Raw genomic sequence first — 18,481 nt, 5'->3', positions numbered from 1 at the left:
TATAATTTATGAGTAAAAAAGTATTTGTTTTGGTACACGATTATTGGCATCACGATGATTCCATCAAGCCTATGATGGACTATCTGTTTAACGCAGATTATGAAGTAACATTCACGAAGAACCCAAATGATTATTTCAACGGGCAGTTTGATTTGTTTTTGTCTTTCAAAGACCCTATTGAAAATGATCAGATTCCTACTCCAATCTGGTGTGATGAAAAATGGACGGAGAAATTTCTGAATGATGTTCAGAATGGTATGGGAACGATTATGCTTCACGCATCACTTACTGATTACACAGAAAATCACCCAATCCTCACAAATGTTGTAAGAAGTAACTTTATCACTCATCCCGAAAAATGTCCGCTTACTGTAAAACCGATAGCAGAGCATCCGATTATTGAAGGCATTGGCAAATTCACATTCCCTGATTTTGACGAACATTATGTTATGAAAATGATTCCGAATGCTGATACAACGATTCTTGCAGAAACCGTTTCAAAGAACGGCGTTCAGCCTGCTGTATGGGTTCACACCTATGGCAAGGGAAAAATCTGCTGTATCGTTCCTGCACACACTACCCAAAATCTGACCTGTGAACCATTTGTCAAACTTGTAAAGAATGCTATTGATTGGGTTGAATAGTGATTGAGCTTCGAAACGTTAACTTCAGTTGGTCGACGTCTTAACCGGTGCGGAAGATAATATCATGTAATACGATATAAGTTACACCCTACAAGTCATAAAAACTTGCAGGGTGTTTTCTTGTGCTCGTATATATGTAAGATCGCAAGACAGGGAACTGCCCTGTTCCTGAAGCTGTCGGAGATGTTCTCTGACGCTCTGTTTTTCAGGCGGTTTCTTGGTTGGCTTCTCTTTCTGTTTGAGCTTCAGATTGTATTCCCACACTTCACGCTCATATCGTTCCACAACACTCTCTATTTCACGGTAGGTTGCCCCATAAATGCCTGAACATCGGGATAACTGTCCTCTTTTAGAATATCGGGGAGCTTATTTTATATTGTTTTTTGAGACATAATTATGCTATAATCATGTCAGAGAAAGGAGTGAAACATTATGCCACTTATTATGCCTATTAAGGATTTACGCAATACAACTGAGATTTCTAATATCGCACACAAGGAACAGGAGCCTATTTTTATTACTAAAAACGGATATAGCGACTTGGTTGTAATGAGTAGTGAATTATATGATAAATTTGCAAGAATGAACCGCATCGACCAAGCCATATTTGAATCAGAACAGGAAATTGCCAACGGAGCAGAAGCAGTTGACGCTGAGATGGTTTTTGCAGAACTGGAGAAAAAACATTTTGGATAAATACAAGGTAAAAATCAACCCTAAGGCAATTCGTGAATTAGACCAAATTTACGAATATATTGCAAATGAGAAATTGGCTCCTGAAAATGTCAAAGGGCAGATTGAGCGAATTAAAAAATCTATTTTAAGCTTGGATACTTTTCCACAGTCCCATCAAGAACGAAGCGAGGGCAGATATGCCGGCAAAGGCTATCTGCAGTTATTGATTGATAACTATATCGCCATATTCCGCATTGACGAACCACGCAAAACCGTTTACGTGGTAACAGTTCAATATCAAGGACGAAATTTATAAGATGTAGGGGCTGTCGCACTAAGCAACTAGTGCGACAGCCCCTTAGTTATTTTAGGGGAGGTAGTTATAAGTGAAAGTATGAAATATGGATCTGAAGACAGAACATGTATCATCAGAATCCTTAGCGTTCATAAATATCACTTCATCCCTCGTCTTTATCATGATTACGGGATAGCTGTCTGCGTATACATACATTTCACATTTGCCGTAGGTGCTGCTCTTGAAATGGCCGATCAGGTATTCATCGGTGGCACCTCCGTTGACACGGACAAAATTGTCGTCTGGCAGTTCGTCCAGAAGCTGAACATCCTCAATGTCATCAAAGTAAACCTCTGACGAGTATATGGCGGCGGAGATGATGAGTCTGTCAGAGTCAAGCTGAGTGTCGATATGCACGTTTATGAATGGCACAAGCACACCTATCATCCAGACGATGCAGGCGGTGATAAGGATACATGTAAGTCCTGTAAAAATCTTTGCGCCCCTGGTGGCATAGTTAAATGTATAATTTCCACTTTGCAATCTGTTCTGAACCAGCACATGCGGGTCGGAAGGATTGTAGTAATATCCGGTTTTCCAGTATTCGTCGTCATCCACGTAGAGAGGCTGGGTGTCGGCTGCCAAGAGTTCACGTTTTCTGCTTTGAGACATGAGGAGAGGCGTAAACAATCCGATGGCTGCGAGAGTCTGGATAAATATATAGACATAGAGTGCGGAGCTGCACAGCGAGACATCTACAAGCGCACCCTTGAAATTCAGAATATCAGAAAGCGAAATTTGCCGGGACTTATTGGCTGATGATATGCAATGAATCAGGGTGTCAATAGCGATATATACCCATGCGACAGCATTTGTTGCCGAAAGAATCAGCATTGCAAGTCCCTTGTATATCTTCATGGTTCTGTTGACGGTCTGGTTGAGCTGGGTATCCGAGCTGTACACAGTTCGTTCGTGCCGGTTTACATATATGTGGAATATCATGGATGTAAGTGACATCAGGACGGAGCAGAGTCCTATTATTATCATTGTGGTTGATATGACCGCACTTTTTCCTATCGCAAATGGCAGCAGGCAAATGAGTTCTACAAGGATTATTATTCCATGATAATTGAAACTGATCTCACTATTGCCGATCAGAGCTGACACATTTGTATCAATGTAGCGTTTTCTTTTCTGAGCAGGGATTATCCAGTCATTTTTCATCTTAAGGGCATACATTTTCCTGTGCGCGGAGTTGTTTGCATATGTTATAAGGAAACAGAATGCGATCATCCAGATAGTGTATGCCAGTACGAATATAATGATCTCCCAGAACACGACAAAGCACAGGGCTGTTCCAAGGATGAGATTTATCCAGATAATCCGGTTCATCTTACGTCTGGCATCAGCAACAATATTCAGGACGGTTTCGTCTTCACTGTGTTCCTTTGGAATGTGGACACCCAGGAGCATTCCTTCGGTATACGAATAATTACTTGTATATACGAACTTCATTATGAGCAGTATGAAGAAGTTCATAAACAGGAATATGATAAATAATGCTATGCTCATAAGCGGCTCCTTTCTGTTATTTTAGTGGATATTTGTTGTATAAAGATTCGTTCTCCCAGTGATGATAATGATTATTCATAATTGGTATTATTTTCATGCAAATTGGTTACACCATATCGCCTAATGGTTCATTGTATTATATATGGATTGGAGAAGACTTCATTTTGGAATATACTTCATCGCACAACTTGAGAAAATCTTCCCGGTTCATCCCGGTTATGCTTGCCTCGGCGGACAGAAGTTCCAACTCTGACTCCAGCTTGTCACGGAACTCGGCGTCCATATTGATATTTTCTGATACAAATGCTCCAAGCCTTCTGTCAGTTCTGATATATCCCTCGTTTTTGAGTATCTGGTATGTCTTATTCACAGTCATTGTGTTCACGCCGGCATCCGCCGCAAGCTGTCTTACAGTGGGAAGCTTTTCACCTGGCTGTATCTCGCCTTTGCCGATTCCCTTTACTATCTGATTGCGCAGTTGTACGTATATGGGTGTGTCACTACTCATGTCAAGCTCTATGATCATGTGGTGGCCCTCCTTTTTGTATTATCTGTATTATAATATATAATACAGATTCCGCAATAAGTCAACTATGACAAACCGCCATATAAATAAAAGATCATCCGTGAGCAAGTTGATTACCCACAGATGATCATTATCTGTTAAAATTCTATTTTGGTGCAGCTAATTTCTGTAGCTCTAAAAGTCTTTCATTTGATATAACATCTTCAGAAACGGATTTTCTAATTGGTTCGAATCCTACACCATTAGAAAAAAGGTTAAGTATTATTCTCTCATCTTCCAGCCTTTTGAGTTTTTGAGATGGGGTTTCTTCCACTGTACCACCCATGATACTCACCATCCTTTCCTCATATTCGTTGCCATCAGCAATATGTTTAATGATCCTGTTTATGTAATTCATTATATCTAAAAGTTCTTCCGGTGACAATTCGTTCTTCTGGTATGAAATTACGAGTTCAATACTTTTGAATAGTTTATAGTTATTTAATTGTATTTCTAAAATCAGCGTGTTATATTTCGTTTATCATGTTATGTGTAATTCCGAAATTGATCTTTGCAGTACTTCACTGCGATTATCACAAAATAATTCAAATTAATATGGAGACGGTAGAGGTGTGTTGCCGCTCAGGTTTTGCTATAGTATAATTATAAAAAATATGGCTATAAATTCATGCAACTATCCTCTATTGGTTTCTTTGCTTTTCATAGAAACAAGAGGAGGAAGGTTTGCATGGGAGAAAAGGATATAACAGAAAAGATACTGGCAGATTATAATGATGTATTTGCAGATATAGTAAATGTATTGTTGTTCGGTGGAAAAACGATTGTTGACGAGGTGTTAAAGCTCATGAGCGTATTGACGCAGGACGAAAGATTTGAACAGGCGCAGGCTAACGGAAACAAAGGAGGTTTAAAAAATATGTGTGAAGTACTTGATAGGGCGGAAGCCAGAGGAATATCTATAGGCGAGGCGCGAGGAGAATTAAAGGGTGCAGTGAGAGCATATTTGGATGTGAAGGTTCCTATAGAAGAGATAGCGAAGAAACTGAACATATCAGTGGAGGAAGTCCAGAAGATAGCCGACACATTATAGGAGATGAACATATATGCAGTTACACACACTTATATCTTCGGAAAATGGTCCGATCATTCTCTGGGTCATGTACCCACACAGGGGAGATGAACTGGAGCACACAGCGGATTCTATCAGAGAACAGGTGGGAGTAGAACAGTTTACACTTGTTGCGATACAGGTGGATGACTGGAACAGGGATCTCTCACCGTGGAGATCGGATGATGTAGGACGGATTTTGCGGACATTCAAAATAAAAAAGAATGTGGAGGTAACAGATAATGGCAAAGACAATTTTTGAGGAAATGGGCGGCAAATACGAAAGGCAAGGCGATTATTTAATACCGTGCTTAACTGTACCCGCCGAAGAAGAACAGCCGATAGGCATCTGGGGACAGCGGCATTTGGATTATCTGAAGCATCACTGCAAAGTTACATACACCAATCTTCTTACAAGCGGCAGACTTAACGCTTACCTTGCCGACATTGACAGACAGGCACAGGAACGCTTTGAAAGGCTCATAGAGGGTATGAAACAGGCACAGGGCATAACGGAACAGCTAAAGGCAGAAAACGCCTTAGAATGGACAGGATGCCTCAATAACATAAGGGCTTGTGCGAGGGAGATTGTGGAAAAGGAAATTATTTTTGCATAAACAGATGATTAGTGGCAGGGGGAAATCCTGCCGCTTTTTCTGCTTTAGTTTGTCAGCTTGACAAATAAAGGGTTAAGGAATATAATTAGATTCAGTATTATACAAGGAGTTAATAAATATGCGGCAAGGTATTCTTAAATAAACTGTCAATTTGATAGTGGGAACAAAAAGTAGCAGTCCCGTTTCACTTTTAATATGGGGCTTAGTTTTTTGTACCCAGTTTAAGAATACTTTTATCATGTAATTTTATATGCCCGAAAACATATAAGTGTTTTGGGGCTATTGGAGTTATTTACCCAGTGATAGGAGTATTTATCACTGGGTATTTTTATGCCCTTTTTTGGGTGTTGATAGGAGGAAAATCACATGAAAATAATTAACTTAGGCATTCTGGCTCACGTTGACGCAGGAAAGACAACATTAACGGAGAGTTTATTGTATACCAGTGGTGCAATTGCAGAACCAGGGAGCGTAGATAAAGGCACAACAAGGACAGATACAATGAATTTGGAGCGTCAAAGGGGAATCACTATCCAGACAGCAGTGACATCTTTTCAGTGGGAGGATGTAAAAGTCAACATTATAGATACGCCAGGCCATATGGATTTTTTGGCGGAAGTATACCGTTCTTTATCCGTATTAGACGGAGCAGTATTATTAGTTTCTGCAAAGGATGGCATACAGGCACAGACCCGTATACTGTTTCATGCACTACAGACAATGAAGATTCCGACAATTTTTTTCATCAATAAAATTGACCAAGAGGGGATTGATTTGCCAATGGTATATCAAGAAATGAAAGCAAAGCTTTCTTCGGAAATTATAGTGAAGCAAAAGGTTGGGCAGCATCCCCATATAAATGTAACGGACAATGACGATATGGAACAGTGGGATGCGGTAATTATGGGAAACGATGAACTATTAGAGAAATATATGTCAGGGAAACCGTTTAAAATGTCAGAACTGGAACAGGAAGAAAACAGGAGATTCCAAAACGGAACGTTATTTCCCGTTTATCACGGAAGTGCTAAAAACAATCTGGGGATTCGGCAGCTTATAGAAGTGATTGCCAGTAAGTTTTATTCATCAACGCCTGAAGGTCAATCTGAACTATGCGGGCAGGTTTTTAAGATTGAATATTCAGAGAAAAGGCGGCGTTTTGTTTATGTGCGTATATATAGCGGAACATTGCATTTGAGGGATGTTATTAAAATATCTGAAAAAGAGAAAATAAAAATCACAGAGATGTGTGTTCCGACAAACGGTGAATTATATTCATCCGATACAGCCTGCTCTGGTGATATTGTAATTTTACCAAATGATGTTTTGCAGCTAAACAGTATTTTGGGGAACGAAATGCTGTTGCCGCAGAGAAAATTTATTGAAAATCCTCTCCCTATGCTCCAAACAACGATTGCAGTAAAGAAATCTGAACAGCGGGAAATATTGCTTGGGGCACTTACAGAAATTTCAGATGGCGACCCTCTTTTAAAATATTATGTGGATACTACAACGCATGAGATTATACTTTCTTTTTTGGGGAATGTGCAGATGGAAGTCATTTGTGCCATCCTTGAGGAAAAATACCATGTGGAGGCAGAAATAAAAGAGCCTACTGTTATATATATGGAAAGACCGCTTAGAAAAGCAGAATATACCATCCACATAGAAGTCCCGCCAAATCCTTTCTGGGCTTCTGTCGGGTTGTCCATAGAGCCGCTCCCTATTGGAAGCGGAGTGCAGTATGAAAGCAGAGTTTCACTTGGATATTTAAACCAATCGTTCCAAAATGCGGTTATGGAGGGGGTTCTTTATGGCTGCGAGCAGGGGCTGTATGGATGGAAAGTGACAGACTGTAAAATCTGTTTTGAATATGGATTGTATTATAGTCCTGTAAGTACCCCCGCAGACTTTCGGCTGCTTTCCCCTATCGTATTGGAGCAGGCTTTAAAAAAAGCAGGGACAGAACTATTAGAGCCATATCTCCACTTTGAAATTTATGCACCGCAGGAATATCTCTCACGGGCGTATCATGATGCCCCAAGGTATTGTGCAGATATTGTAAGTACTCAGGTAAAGAATGACGAGGTCATTCTGAAAGGAGAAATCCCTGCCAGATGTATTCAAGAATACAGGAACGATTTAACTTATTTCACAAATGGGCAGGGAGTCTGCTTGACAGAGTTAAAAGGATACCAGCCAGCTATTGGTAAATTTATTTGCCAACCCCGCCGCCCGAATAGCCGTATAGATAAGGTTCGGCATATGTTCCACAAGTTAGCTTAACAGCTTGCAAAAGTCATATAAAATGAGATTTGAAAGGATTAGAGACTAATTATGATGAAATGCGAATGGATATTGTGTCCTGTTTGTGGGAGCAAAACCCGTAATAAAATTAGGAAGGACACTGTTTTGGAGAATTATCCCCTTTATTGTCCAAAATGCAGACAAGAAAGCTTGATTAAAGTTGACAACTTGAAGATAACTGTCATCAAAGAGCCAGACGCTTAAGACGCAGAGCCGATGAAATTGTGGAACAATTCACGAATCATCGGCTCTTTTTGTTTCGTATTTGAAAGAACAAACTCACCAAATAAAAAAAACGATATTCGGGTGGGTTATTTTGTTATACCCTAAATTACCCTCTGAATTTGTTTTTAAATTTGGAGGGATTTTTTTATGTTCTTTTTTCGGGCGGTTATTCATCTGCTCATACGAAGTAAAATTTATCAATACATAGCATATCAGAGAATGGCAGGAAACCAGTTAAAAAAATTTCTGCCAGTGCAGCGGTACTTCTCACCTTGAAAGTGGAAGTACAATCTCCATACAACAGAATTTGTATTTCCCATAACCGTGAAGGTCACAGAGCCTTTGCGGTTTTTCTTTTGTCGTTTTTTGTTGGAAAGTGCCGCAGGGCTGTTTCTGGTGTGCGTTGCCGCTCCCCGCCTCTCCATCTGGATTTTTACATTTCAAAAATTCAGATTGGAGGTATTAGCGGTGAAATACGCACCAAGAAAAGTATATATCAAAGAAAGCGGCGGCTATGTGGAACTGTCCTATACGGATTTCTGCCGCCGCAGGCAAGCCGACAAGGGATATATGGACAAGCTGTTTATCCCCGTCCAAGGTTGTCTGCTTGAAGTCGTAAGGGAGCAATATGCGGACTTCTACCGTGACAGGGAGCGGTGGCGTTACCTGCAAAAATTAGATGCGAGGAACAGCCTGCTATCTCTGGACGGATTTACGGACAGCGAGGGGAATCCTCTGGACTTTATCGCTGATGAAGCGGCGGACATTGCGGAAACCGTTGTCAATGCTGTTATGGTGGACAGGCTGAAAGCCGCCCTGCCTTTGTTGTCGGATAGTGAGCAGGAGTTGATACAGGCAATCTTTTTTGACGGACTTTCCGAGCGTGAAGTCGGGGCGAGGTTAGGCATAACCCAGAGCGTTGTGAACAAACGCAAAGCCAGAATCCTAAGAAAACTAAGAAAGATAATAGAAAATTAAAATTTAAGGCGTTCAGCCCCCTTGTTTTTTCCTTTGGGAAAATGAGGGGGCTTTTCTCTGCCCTCTCAATCAATTCTGATTGGAGGAAGAAAGAATGGCATACAACCACGGACGGGAGGACAGGAAATGGCGTATCTGGAAAGAAGCGGAGGAAAAGCTGCTGCGTGAGTGCGGCGTTGATGAAGTGACCATTGAGCAGATACGCATAGCGGACAGGGCAGACTTCAATTCCAACAGGCGGTTTTACCGATGGACGAATGACGTTGCGGAATACCTTGAGGACATGGCAGACAGGGAGCGGCAAGCGGAGGTGAATACAGTTGCGGAGTTACTGGACGAGATTGAGAGCGAAAATCTCTATCAAGTATTAGTCACGGTGGACGGGCGTACCTTGAAAATCGTCCTGCTGAAAATGCAGGGGTATTCCACAAAGGAGATTGCCCCACTTGTGCATTTGACGACTGGTGCCATCTATGCGAGGTTAGACCATCTGCGGAAGAAGCTTCGGAAAATTTTGTAAGCGTCTAATACATCCCATTATTCTGCGGGCTACTGGGTGGGGAGTGGAATCTCCCCGCTTATTTTTGGCAGGAGGAAAACGGGATGGCATATAAAGCTAAGGCGTACACGCTTCGGGAGGAATCCACGGAAAGCGGTATAAGGTATTTTATCAGTTTTAAGGACGGGCAGGGGGAACACCACGAACTGGAAGTATCCGAGCAGTTATTCTTTGAATTTCGGCAGATGGAACGCAGGAACAGGAATCTTCTCCAATGGGACGAGCGGCACAGGGAGTTTTCGGAAGTATGGGACGAAACGCTGAACAGGCGGGCGTTAAAGCTGCCTAAGAGCATTGAGGAACAAATGATTGAAGCAGAACGGGCGGAACTGCTCTGTAAGGCGGTTGACAGACTGCCAGAGATACAAAGGCGACGTTTCCTGCTCTACTACGAGTATGAGTTCAATTTTTACCAAATCGCCGCTATGGAGCATTGCACCGCTTCTGCAATACAGAAATCCGTTGCTGTTGCAAAGAAGAAAGTAAAAGCGGAAATGAGGAAATATCTCCAACCATGACCGACACCGCCCGAAAAAGAAATCTGTTTTTTATTTGTGTGGGATTGGCGGTATTACATACTCTCACTTTTTTCGTGGGAGTAAATCTATTTTTAAGGAGGTCAACGCCTATGTGCAACAAAAACAAGATAACTGCCCGAAAGGAGGAAACCCATGCAGAAGTTACAGACAGTCAACGCCGAAACGCTCCTTTATGAGCCGCTTGAGAAGCCGTCCTTTGTGGTGGACAGCCTTATCCCCACAGGCTTGTCGCTGTTCTGCGGCTCACAGAAGATAGGCAAGAGCTGGCTCATGCTGAAGCTGTGCTTATGCGTGTCGCAGGGAATCCCCTTATGGGACATGACGACAATGGAGGGCGATGTGCTTTACCTCTGCCTTGAGGACACGTTCTGCCGCATACAGGACAGGCTGTTCCGTTTGACGGACGAAGCGAGCGGGCGGCTTCATTTTGCCGTGGCAAGCTGCAAGCTGTCAGACGGTCTTATCGTGCAGCTTGAGGATTATCTGAAAGACTATCCAGACAGCAGGCTCATTGTCATTGATACCTTGCAGAAAGTCCGTACAGCTTCAAAAGACAACGCCTATGCAAGCGACTATGGGGACATCTCCCTAATCAAAGATTTTGCCGACAGGCACTCTCTGGCGGTCATTGTCGTACACCACATCCGAAAGCAGAATGACAGCGATGTGTTCAACAAGGTGTCTGGGACGACAGGCTTAACGGGGAGTGCGGACGCTACCTTTGTTCTGGAAAAGGAGAAACGGGCATCTGACACCGCCAAGCTGTATGTAACGGGCAGGGACACGCCCTATCAGGAATACACGCTCCGTTTCCGTGATTGCAGTTGGGAACTTGTGGAGAGGAAAACGCAGGAGCAGCTTGCGAAAGAAACGATACCAGATGTCCTTTTTCGGTTGGTGGATTTTATGAGGGATAAGGAAGAATGGGCAGGCACGGCAACGGAGCTGTTAGCCGCTATGGGGGAAACGGAAACCATACCCACGGTGATTACGAAATGGCTGAATGAATATCACACCACATTTTTAAGCGAGAACCGTATCTGCTACCAGTACAGCCGCAGGAAAGACGGCAGGCAGATTGCCCTTGCAAGGAGGGCGGGTGACAGCGGTGACGGCGGTGACAGCGATATTGGGATACCCCCTGTTACTGTCATTGACGCTTAAAGCCATGTAAAGTTGGCGGCTCTGCCCTGCGGGTGACAGCGGTGACGGCAGTGACAGTGATTTTAGGATACCCTGCCGCTGTCATCCCTACGGGAGAACACCCCGCAAACGCAAAATGCAGGCGTGGGATTCACCCGCCCTTTTCGGGCGTGTAAAATCACCCCTGCGGTCAGAAAAATCTCTCCGATTTTTCCGACTGCGTTTACAGGGTGTAACACACTACACTTTGCCCTGCAAAGAGCCGTGTGCCAGACGTTCCCTCTGGACTCCCTTATGGCAGGTCTTACGCCCTGCTATCCTACGCCTTGCGGCTTCGGATAAAAGAACGGCGGCATGACGGTTACAGCTCTTGCGAGGGAGTATCCCAAAAACACCGTCACCATCGTCATGACCGTCATGCAGGGGATAAGGGTGACAGTTACGGCAATCGGCAGGGGGCATCCCAAAACTGCCGTCACCACCGTCACCGCTGTCACCCAAAGGGCAGTTACCCGCCGAAGAAAGGAAGATGATGGATTATGCCCTATGCAATCCTGCGTTTCCAGAAACGCAAAGCGGGCGGCGTTGCGGCTTGCGAACGCCACAACGAGCGGAAGAAAGAAGCCTACAAAAGCAACCCAGATATCGACATGGAACGCTCTAAAAATAACTATCATCTTGTCGCACCGCCAAAGTACACCTATAAGAAAGAGATTAACCGAAAGGTAGCCGAAGCAGGGTGCAGGACAAGGAAAGACAGCGTGATGATGGTGGAAACGCTCATCACGGCTTCACCAGAATTTATGAACCAGTTACCGCCCGAAGAACAGAAAGCGTATTTTACGATGGCTCTGGATTTCATTTCGGAGCGTGTCGGGGAGCAGAATATCCTCTCCGCAGTCGTCCACATGGACGAGAGAACGCCCCATATGCACCTCTGCTTTGTGCCGATTACACCAGACAATAAGCTGTCCGCCAAAACAATTTTAGGCAATCAAAAGAGCCTGTCGGAGTGGCAGACCGCCTACCATGAGCGGATGTCCTCACGTTGGAATCAGCTTGAGAGAGGTCAATCTTCGATGGAAACCAAGCGGAAACACGTCCCCACATGGCTCTATAAGTTGGGCGGCAGGCTTGATAAGCAGTATGGGGAAATCGTGTCTGCCCTGTCCGACATCAACGCCTTTAACGCAGGGAAAAAGCGTGACAAGGCTCTGGAACTGGTTGCCGCATGGCTGCCCGAAGTGGAGAAATTCTCTAAGGAAATCGGCAGACAGCAGGCGTATATCGACAGCTTAAAGGAGCAAATCGGGCAGGAAGCCGACTATGCAGGGCGTATGCGTGATGAAAAGTACGAGCAGGAATTAAAGGTGCAGAAAGCCAACCAGAGGATATTTGAATTGCAGAGAACCAACGAGCAGATGGGGCGGCTGCTCTCAAAGATACCGCCAGAAGTGTTGGAAGAATTACAGAGAACAGGCAGAAACAAATCAAGAGAAAGGTAAAAAGTGAATGAAGAAACAGGATTTTAAGGTGTTAAAGACCAAAGATTTATACCCGTTTCCCGACAATCCGTTTCATGTTGTGGAGGATGAAACGCTGTCAGAGTTAGCGGAAAGCATCAAGGAATTTGGCATTGTCACGCCGATAATCACACGCCCGAAAGAGGACGGGAACGGTTATGAAGTGATTGCGGGGCAGCGGCGTGTCCGTGCGTCCGAACTTGCAGGTATAAATACCGTGCCTGCATTTGTCCTGCCCTTAGACCGTGACCGAGCCATCATCACCCTTGTAGACAGTAATTTACAGCGTGAAAATATCCTGCCATCGGAGCGGGCGTTTGCCTACAGGATGAAATCCGAAGCCATGAAGCGGCAGGGTTTCCGCACAGACTTAACCTCGTCACAAGTTGTGACGAAGTTGCGGACGGACGACAAAGTGGCACAGGGCTTCGGCGTGGGCAGGATGACCGTCCAGCGTTTTATCCGCCTGACGGAACTGATACCGCCGATTTTGCAGATGGTGGACGAGGGGAAAATCGCCCTCACACCTGCGGTGGAACTGTCCTTTTTGAAGAAAGACGAGCAGGAAAATCTCTTTGCCACGATGGAGAGCGAAGAAGCAACGCCCTCACTCTCACAGGCACAGCGGATGAAAAGCATGAGCCAGAGCGGGCAGCTTGACATGGATATGATATTTTCCATTATGACGGAGGAAAAGGGAAACCAGAAAGAAACCTTGAAAATCAACACAAGCAAACTGAAAAAATACTTTCCGAAGGACACAACGCCGAAGCAGATGGAGGAAACCATCATCCGACTTCTGGAACGTGAGTTGCAGAGAAAACGGAGCAGGGACAGCCGCTAACCTTCTTTTTTCGGGAAGTAAATGCAGGAATTTGGAACAGAAGAAAGACAGAATTTTAAGGAGAATGAGGTAAGGAATGAAAGAAATCCAGTATGAGATTGTAAAGGAAATCGCCGTATTGTCTGCGAGTGACAGCGGCTACACAAAGGAAATCAATCTTATTTCATGGAACGGGAGAGAGCCGAAATATGACATCCGCAGCTTTTCCCCGAACCGTGAGAAGTGCGGAAAGGGTATCACGTTGAACGCTGATGAAGCAGCGGCACTCCTTGAAGCATTACAGAAAGAAGTAAACAGCGGGGATTGATGGTATCTGATTGACAGGGCGGGGCGTTTCCAGACGTTCTCCTGCCCTGTCTGGAAAGGAAGATTTAAGTATGGGCGAGGATAGGAAAACAACTGGAAGAAGAAAGCGTATTGTGCCAAAAGGGCAAGTACAAATGATTATCAGTCGAGAATATATCGGCACACAGACCGTTGCAGAAGCGTTTGTCCCGATTATCTCCGAGGATATTCGGAAGAAGATTGCCGAGGGCGACACCTTCGACAATGAGGGGCTGTCCGCTTAGAATGTACGCAATGGAACATGAAAACGTTAGGACAGATATGGAGGTTTTACAGTATGGCAGGAATAAGAACGGAGAACAAGATTTATGAAGTCGGCATTTACTGCCGCTTATCAAAGGACGATGGCACGGATAACGAGAGTGCGAGCATTGCGACACAAAAATCCATCCTCACGGATTATGTGAAAAGGCAGGGATGGCATTTAGCAAAAACGTATGTTGACGATGGCTACTCTGGAACAAATTTCCAAAGACCAAGTTTCCAGAATATGATTAAGGACATTGAAAACGGGCTGATAAACTGCGTGATTACAAAAGATTTATCCCGTCTGGGGAGGAACTATCTTGATTGTGGGTTATATCTGGAAGTCTTTTTCCCAGAGCATAACGTGAGGTATATAGCGGTCAATGACGGCGTGGACACCTTAAACAAATCCGCTATGGACATCACGCCTTTCCGCAACATCCTAAACGAAATGTATTCTGCCGATGTGTCAGTCAAGATAAAATCGGCGTACCGTGCGAGGTTTCAGCAGGGGAAATTCATGGGAACAACAGCCCCTTATGGCTATGTCAAAGACCCTGCCGACCACAACCATCTGCTGATAGATGACAAAGTTGCCCATGTGGTAAGGGAGATATTCGACCTTGCGTTAGCGGGCAACGGCATCGCCAAAATCCGCAAGCACATCAACAAACAGCATATCCTACGCCCTGCCGCTTATGCGGTGGAGCAAGGGGCAACAGGCTATGAGCGGTACTTTGAGGATAACGAGGAAAACCGTTATATTTGGAGCGAGAACAGCGTGAGGGGCATTTTAAGAAGCCCGATATATGCGGGCAACCTTGCAGGCTACAAGCGGATTGCAGCCAACATGAAAAGCAAGAAACGCCCCTCTAAGCTGCCCGAAGAATGGGAAGTGATACCAGACACCCATGAGGGGATAGTCACGCAGGAGGAATTTGACACCGTACAGCAGCTTATGACGAGCCGCAGGCGGGAGCAGAACGCAGGGGGATTTGAGAATATCTTTTCGGGCGTTATCAAGTGTGCGGACTGCGGCTATGCGATGCGGGCGGCGAGTGCCAACAGGAGGAAACGCCCCGACATCATCGACTGCGTACAATACACCTGCAATAATTATGGCAGATATGGCAATGTTATGTGTACCGCACACAGCATTGAAGCGAGGGACTTATTCAATGCCGTCCTTGCCGACATCAACCGCTTTGCGGATATGGCGGTCAATGATGAAAAGGCGGTCAGAGCCATAGAAAGGCGGCTCACGGAAACAGACCAGAGCAGGGCGAAATCATTAGAGAAAGAAAAGAAGAAGCTGAACAAACGCCTTGCGGAGCTTGACAGGCTGTTTTCCTCTCTCTATGAGGACAAGGTAATGGAGCGTATCACGGAGCGGAATTTTGAGATGATGTCGGGGAAATACCAGAAAGAGCAGCTTGAAATTGAAGCACGGCTGAAAGAGGTAACGGAAACGCTCAATGACAGCTATGAGAAATCGCAGGGCGTGAGGGACTTTCTATCCCTAATCCGCAACTATCAGGGGCTGAAAGAGTTGGACGCAACCATCATAAACGCACTCATAGACAAGATACTTGTTTCGGAACGTGAGAAACTTGCGGACGGGACAGTAAGGCAGGAAATCAAGATTTACTATAAATTCATCGGCTTTGTCGGTGAATTACATATCACACCCACAAAGCGGTGGACGGCGTTAAAGCCTAAAAATTGTACGGTGTGCGGTGTTGAATACGTCCCCAGCTCTGGAATATCAAAGTATTGTCCCGCTTGTGCTAAGAGGATACAGAGGGAGAAATCAAACGAGAGCAAACGCAGGAGTAGGGAGAGGAACCGAAGGGCATGTATTGAACTGTCCGCAAAAAATGACCGACTGAGGTCGATGGATCATTTGCCGGAGAGGCGGGACGGACACTGGATTATATAGAACAGCAGGTCGTACCGCAGTTGGATATTCAAAGTCAGGCGAACAGGCCTCTTTATATCATGGGATATTCGCTTGCCGGGCTTTTTGCACTTTGGGCAATGTATCAGACTGATATATTTGCCGGATGTGCCACATGTTCAGGTTCAATGTGGTATCCGGGATTTGTGGAATATGTAAACATCCAGCCAACACTTGCGAATAAACGTATATACATCAGCCTCGGCGGTAAGGAATCGAGAACGTCAGACAGACTTATGGCAACTGTGGCGGATCGGACAAAGGAGATTTGCGAACTTCTCAAAAAAGACAATGATGTTATATATGAGATAAATCCAGGTGGACATTTTGCCGATTCCGGGAAGAGGCTGGCGAAGGCTGTGAAGTGGATAGAGAAAGTAGCCTCTGCATAGGTTTTGCAGGATGCCCTGTTAAAGCAGGCAAAAGTATAACAAAAAGCACAGGAGAACACATATATACAATCGTTCACTGGCAGAACGATACGAGGCATAACATATACCGGATAGATATATATTTTTATCGGAATAGATGATAATATATGGGGCAGACATATGGAGTAGATAGATTAATGGCTGACACGATCCGGTAAGTATATGCAGCGAAAAATCAGATCGTGGTAAGCCGGAAAGAAGGGCAACATGGGTAAACAGACAAAGAAAAAGAAAAGCACAGGAGCGGCAAAGGAGATATTTGCAAAGCCCCCAGGAAGGCTCGGCAAATGGAATGTGATAGCATTTGTCGTGCTGGTCATAGGAGAGCTTATATACTATTATGCGGCAACACCGGCGATCAACATACAGAGTACAAGTTTCTGGGTGTGGATGGTCATTTCAGTTGCGCTTGTTGGCTTTTGTACGCTTGATTTCACGGTGGAGAGTAATGATACCAGAAGTGTCGCAACGAAAGCAACGAAACCTGCAGCATGGATAGTTGTAATAATGATAGCGGTCGGACTCATTATGGTGGCGGCATCATCCAAGCTGTTTTGTGCATCAAAGTACGCAAGCCTTATCAATATAGAGGATGGAGACTTTCAGACGGATATCCCGGAGAGCAGGCAGATAAATGACATTGCGCTGATGGATACAAGCACAGCGAGGATCATAGGTGAGAGAGCCGTCGGTTCACTCTCGGATGTGGTCAGCCAGTATGAGGTCAGCGGCAATTACAGTACTATAGATTACAATGGCGCGCCGATGAAGGTCGCAGCACTCAATTATGCGGGATTCATCAAATATATGAACAACAGGAAGAACGGAATCCCGGGTTATGTTCTTGTGGATCCGGTAAAGAATGAGGCACACTATATACAGACTGAAAAGCCAATAGTATATTCGCCTTCAGCGTATTTCAACAACAACCTGTACAGACATGTCCAGATGGCTTATCCGACATATATATTTGAAGGTTTCTATCTGGAGCTCAATGACGATGGCAATCCGTATTACATCTGTCCGGTTCTTGAGTCGCATGCAGGACTCTTCGGTGCAAAGGATGTAAAGGGTGTGGTTATATGCGATCCGTGTACGGGCGATACAGAGTATCATGAAGTCAGTGATGTTCCACACTGGGTGGACCGTGTATATGATGGCGACCTGGTGTGCCAGAAATACGACTGGTACGGAGAGCTCTCAGGCGGCTACTGGAACAGCGTATTTGGCAATAAGGGCTGCAAGAGGACTACGGATGATTACGGTTACAAGGTTATGGACGGCGATGTGTGGGTATATACAGGTGTCACATCGGTAAATGGTGACGAGTCTAACATAGGATTTGCCATGATGAACCTCCGGACAGGAGAGAGCAAATATTACAAGGTGGCAGGCGCAGAGGAATACTCAGCCATGGCGTCGGCAGAGGGACAGGTACAGCATCTTGGTTATAAGGCATCCTTCCCATCACTCATCAATATCAGCGGAATACCAACCTACATCATGGTCTTAAAGGACAACGGTGGCCTGGTAAAGATGTATGCGCTTGTAGATGTGGAGAAGTACAATATTGTAGCTACAGGCACTACCCAGAAGGACGCACTTGCGGCATACAACAAGCTGCTGGCAGAGAACGGACTTAAGAGTACGCAGAGCATGACGGATGATATACCAAACAGACAGATCACGGTAGCTGATATCAAATATATCAACATGGATGAGACGACATATGTGTATATCACGGATGAAAACGGCAATGTATACAAGCAGGATTTCTCAGAGAACGAGGAGCTGATATTTATACAGAGCGGAGATAAAATAAAAGTATTTTATCAGGAATCAGACAACGGAATAAATGACATAATATCTGTTGAGAGATAGATTTATTCACTGAATAAAGGCTCTCCCTGTGATAAACAGGGGGAGCTTTTTGCATGATAATATGGT

At 44.6% G+C, this 18,481-nt stretch carries 21 protein-coding genes and 1 pseudogene; 19 read left to right on the top strand and 3 right to left on the bottom strand.

What is annotated here, in order from left to right; translation table 11 throughout:
- Positions 1-8 precede the first annotated feature (8 nt).
- The 3 genes from NQ536_RS13470 (at position 9) to NQ536_RS13460 (ending at position 1,635) form a co-directional block, all read left to right on the top strand.
- Positions 9-644, top strand: a complete 636-nt coding sequence (locus NQ536_RS13470) for a ThuA domain-containing protein (protein WP_004852840.1) — start codon at positions 9-11, stop codon at positions 642-644.
- A gap of 432 nt (positions 645-1,076) precedes the next feature.
- On the top strand, positions 1,077-1,340 hold the full coding sequence (locus tag NQ536_RS13465) for a type II toxin-antitoxin system prevent-host-death family antitoxin (protein ID WP_004852843.1): 264 nt from the start codon (positions 1,077-1,079) through the stop codon (positions 1,338-1,340).
- The gene (locus tag NQ536_RS13460; protein WP_004852844.1) at positions 1,333-1,635 is read left to right on the top strand and encodes a type II toxin-antitoxin system RelE/ParE family toxin; all 303 of its coding nucleotides are present in this window, start codon (positions 1,333-1,335) and stop codon (positions 1,633-1,635) included. The genes NQ536_RS13465 and NQ536_RS13460 overlap by 8 nt, the downstream gene beginning before the upstream one ends.
- 51 nt (positions 1,636-1,686) lie before the next feature.
- Here the strand turns inward: NQ536_RS13460 and NQ536_RS13455 are convergent, their stop codons facing one another.
- The 3 genes from NQ536_RS13455 to NQ536_RS13445 all read right to left on the bottom strand — a co-directional run bounded on the left by NQ536_RS13455 (position 1,687) and on the right by NQ536_RS13445 (position 4,136).
- On the bottom strand, positions 1,687-3,186 hold the full coding sequence (locus NQ536_RS13455; protein ID WP_004852845.1) for a PH domain-containing protein: 1,500 nt from the start codon (positions 3,184-3,186) through the stop codon (positions 1,687-1,689).
- A 136-nt stretch (positions 3,187-3,322) separates the two neighbouring features.
- Positions 3,323-3,712, bottom strand: coding sequence for a GntR family transcriptional regulator (locus NQ536_RS13450; RefSeq protein WP_004852847.1), 390 nt, complete (start codon positions 3,710-3,712; stop codon positions 3,323-3,325).
- Positions 3,713-3,857: 145 nt separating this feature from the next.
- Positions 3,858-4,136, bottom strand: coding sequence for a hypothetical protein (locus NQ536_RS13445; protein ID WP_147564905.1), 279 nt, complete (start codon positions 4,134-4,136; stop codon positions 3,858-3,860).
- 303 nt (positions 4,137-4,439) lie between these two features.
- On the opposite strand from NQ536_RS13445, the pseudogene NQ536_RS14060 reads away from it, so the two are divergent.
- From NQ536_RS14060 to NQ536_RS13365, 16 genes and pseudogenes are all read left to right on the top strand, one after another.
- Positions 4,440-4,544, top strand: a pseudogene (locus NQ536_RS14060) (Rpn family recombination-promoting nuclease/putative transposase); the annotation flags it as partial.
- A gap of 271 nt (positions 4,545-4,815) precedes the next feature.
- Positions 4,816-5,082: a hypothetical protein gene (locus tag NQ536_RS13435; protein ID WP_004852852.1), complete on the top strand. Its 267-nt coding sequence runs from the start codon at positions 4,816-4,818 to the stop codon at positions 5,080-5,082.
- Positions 5,063-5,437, top strand: coding sequence for a TnpV protein (locus NQ536_RS13430; RefSeq protein ID WP_001140406.1), 375 nt, complete (start codon positions 5,063-5,065; stop codon positions 5,435-5,437). The genes NQ536_RS13435 and NQ536_RS13430 overlap by 20 nt, the downstream gene beginning before the upstream one ends.
- A 366-nt stretch (positions 5,438-5,803) precedes the next feature.
- Positions 5,804-7,723 carry a tetracycline resistance ribosomal protection protein Tet(O) gene (tet(O), locus tag NQ536_RS13425; RefSeq protein WP_000691759.1) on the top strand — a complete coding sequence of 640 codons (1,920 nt, stop codon included), beginning with the start codon at positions 5,804-5,806 and terminating at the stop codon, positions 7,721-7,723.
- A 51-nt stretch (positions 7,724-7,774) separates the two neighbouring features.
- Entirely contained in the window at positions 7,775-7,948 is a 174-nt protein-coding gene (locus tag NQ536_RS13420) for a cysteine-rich KTR domain-containing protein (protein ID WP_011528024.1), read from the top strand.
- 489 nt (positions 7,949-8,437) lie between these two features.
- Complete coding sequence (locus NQ536_RS13415; RefSeq protein WP_000872511.1) at positions 8,438-8,947, top strand: sigma-70 family RNA polymerase sigma factor; 510 nt, start codon at positions 8,438-8,440, stop codon at positions 8,945-8,947.
- Positions 8,948-9,041: 94 nt separating this feature from the next.
- The gene (locus tag NQ536_RS13410) at positions 9,042-9,467 is read left to right on the top strand and encodes an RNA polymerase sigma factor (RefSeq protein WP_000323896.1); all 426 of its coding nucleotides are present in this window, start codon (positions 9,042-9,044) and stop codon (positions 9,465-9,467) included.
- A gap of 83 nt (positions 9,468-9,550) precedes the next feature.
- On the top strand, positions 9,551-10,024 hold the full coding sequence (locus NQ536_RS13405) for a sigma factor-like helix-turn-helix DNA-binding protein (protein WP_000323521.1): 474 nt from the start codon (positions 9,551-9,553) through the stop codon (positions 10,022-10,024).
- 153 nt (positions 10,025-10,177) lie between these two features.
- On the top strand, positions 10,178-11,209 hold the full coding sequence (locus tag NQ536_RS13400) for an AAA family ATPase (protein ID WP_001170965.1): 1,032 nt from the start codon (positions 10,178-10,180) through the stop codon (positions 11,207-11,209).
- Positions 11,210-11,727: 518 nt separating this feature from the next.
- A complete protein-coding gene (mobV, locus tag NQ536_RS13395; RefSeq protein ID WP_001145977.1) occupies positions 11,728-12,693 on the top strand; it encodes a MobV family relaxase in 966 nt (321 codons plus the stop codon).
- A 7-nt stretch (positions 12,694-12,700) separates the two neighbouring features.
- The gene (locus NQ536_RS13390) at positions 12,701-13,555 is read left to right on the top strand and encodes a ParB/RepB/Spo0J family partition protein (RefSeq protein WP_000743701.1); all 855 of its coding nucleotides are present in this window, start codon (positions 12,701-12,703) and stop codon (positions 13,553-13,555) included.
- 76 nt (positions 13,556-13,631) lie between these two features.
- Positions 13,632-13,862: a YdbC family protein gene (locus tag NQ536_RS13385; RefSeq protein ID WP_000659121.1), complete on the top strand. Its 231-nt coding sequence runs from the start codon at positions 13,632-13,634 to the stop codon at positions 13,860-13,862.
- Positions 13,863-13,932: 70 nt separating this feature from the next.
- Complete coding sequence (locus NQ536_RS13380; protein ID WP_000503424.1) at positions 13,933-14,124, top strand: hypothetical protein; 192 nt, start codon at positions 13,933-13,935, stop codon at positions 14,122-14,124.
- A 53-nt stretch (positions 14,125-14,177) separates the two neighbouring features.
- Positions 14,178-16,085 carry a recombinase family protein gene (locus NQ536_RS13375; RefSeq protein ID WP_044998278.1) on the top strand — a complete coding sequence of 636 codons (1,908 nt, stop codon included), beginning with the start codon at positions 14,178-14,180 and terminating at the stop codon, positions 16,083-16,085.
- A gap of 20 nt (positions 16,086-16,105) precedes the next feature.
- The gene (locus NQ536_RS13370; protein WP_167530869.1) at positions 16,106-16,495 is read left to right on the top strand and encodes an alpha/beta hydrolase-fold protein; all 390 of its coding nucleotides are present in this window, start codon (positions 16,106-16,108) and stop codon (positions 16,493-16,495) included.
- 246 nt (positions 16,496-16,741) lie between these two features.
- On the top strand, positions 16,742-18,415 hold the full coding sequence (locus NQ536_RS13365) for a hypothetical protein (RefSeq protein ID WP_004852875.1): 1,674 nt from the start codon (positions 16,742-16,744) through the stop codon (positions 18,413-18,415).
- Positions 18,416-18,481 lie beyond the last annotated feature (66 nt).

The sequence above is a fragment of the Coprococcus eutactus genome (assembly GCF_025149915.1).
Classification (GTDB): domain Bacteria; phylum Bacillota; class Clostridia; order Lachnospirales; family Lachnospiraceae; genus Coprococcus; species Coprococcus eutactus.
This window is presented reverse-complemented; position numbering and strand designations above follow the sequence as displayed.

Coding starts and splice junctions, on each gene's coding strand:
- NQ536_RS13470 (WP_004852840.1), top strand. CDS start 9: ATGAGTAAAAAAGTATTTGTTTTGGTACACGATTATTGGCATCACGAT.
- NQ536_RS13465 (WP_004852843.1), top strand. CDS start 1,077: ATGCCACTTATTATGCCTATTAAGGATTTACGCAATACAACTGAGATT.
- NQ536_RS13455 (WP_004852845.1), bottom strand. CDS start 3,186: ATGAGCATAGCATTATTTATCATATTCCTGTTTATGAACTTCTTCATA.
- NQ536_RS13450 (WP_004852847.1), bottom strand. CDS start 3,712: ATGATCATAGAGCTTGACATGAGTAGTGACACACCCATATACGTACAA.
- NQ536_RS13435 (WP_004852852.1), top strand. CDS start 4,816: ATGCAGTTACACACACTTATATCTTCGGAAAATGGTCCGATCATTCTC.
- NQ536_RS13430 (WP_001140406.1), top strand. CDS start 5,063: ATGGCAAAGACAATTTTTGAGGAAATGGGCGGCAAATACGAAAGGCAA.
- NQ536_RS13420 (WP_011528024.1), top strand. CDS start 7,775: ATGATGAAATGCGAATGGATATTGTGTCCTGTTTGTGGGAGCAAAACC.
- NQ536_RS13410 (WP_000323896.1), top strand. CDS start 9,042: ATGGCATACAACCACGGACGGGAGGACAGGAAATGGCGTATCTGGAAA.
- NQ536_RS13405 (WP_000323521.1), top strand. CDS start 9,551: ATGGCATATAAAGCTAAGGCGTACACGCTTCGGGAGGAATCCACGGAA.
- NQ536_RS13400 (WP_001170965.1), top strand. CDS start 10,178: ATGCAGAAGTTACAGACAGTCAACGCCGAAACGCTCCTTTATGAGCCG.
- mobV (WP_001145977.1), top strand. CDS start 11,728: ATGCCCTATGCAATCCTGCGTTTCCAGAAACGCAAAGCGGGCGGCGTT.
- NQ536_RS13390 (WP_000743701.1), top strand. CDS start 12,701: ATGAAGAAACAGGATTTTAAGGTGTTAAAGACCAAAGATTTATACCCG.
- NQ536_RS13385 (WP_000659121.1), top strand. CDS start 13,632: ATGAAAGAAATCCAGTATGAGATTGTAAAGGAAATCGCCGTATTGTCT.
- NQ536_RS13380 (WP_000503424.1), top strand. CDS start 13,933: ATGGGCGAGGATAGGAAAACAACTGGAAGAAGAAAGCGTATTGTGCCA.
- NQ536_RS13375 (WP_044998278.1), top strand. CDS start 14,178: ATGGCAGGAATAAGAACGGAGAACAAGATTTATGAAGTCGGCATTTAC.
- NQ536_RS13365 (WP_004852875.1), top strand. CDS start 16,742: ATGGGTAAACAGACAAAGAAAAAGAAAAGCACAGGAGCGGCAAAGGAG.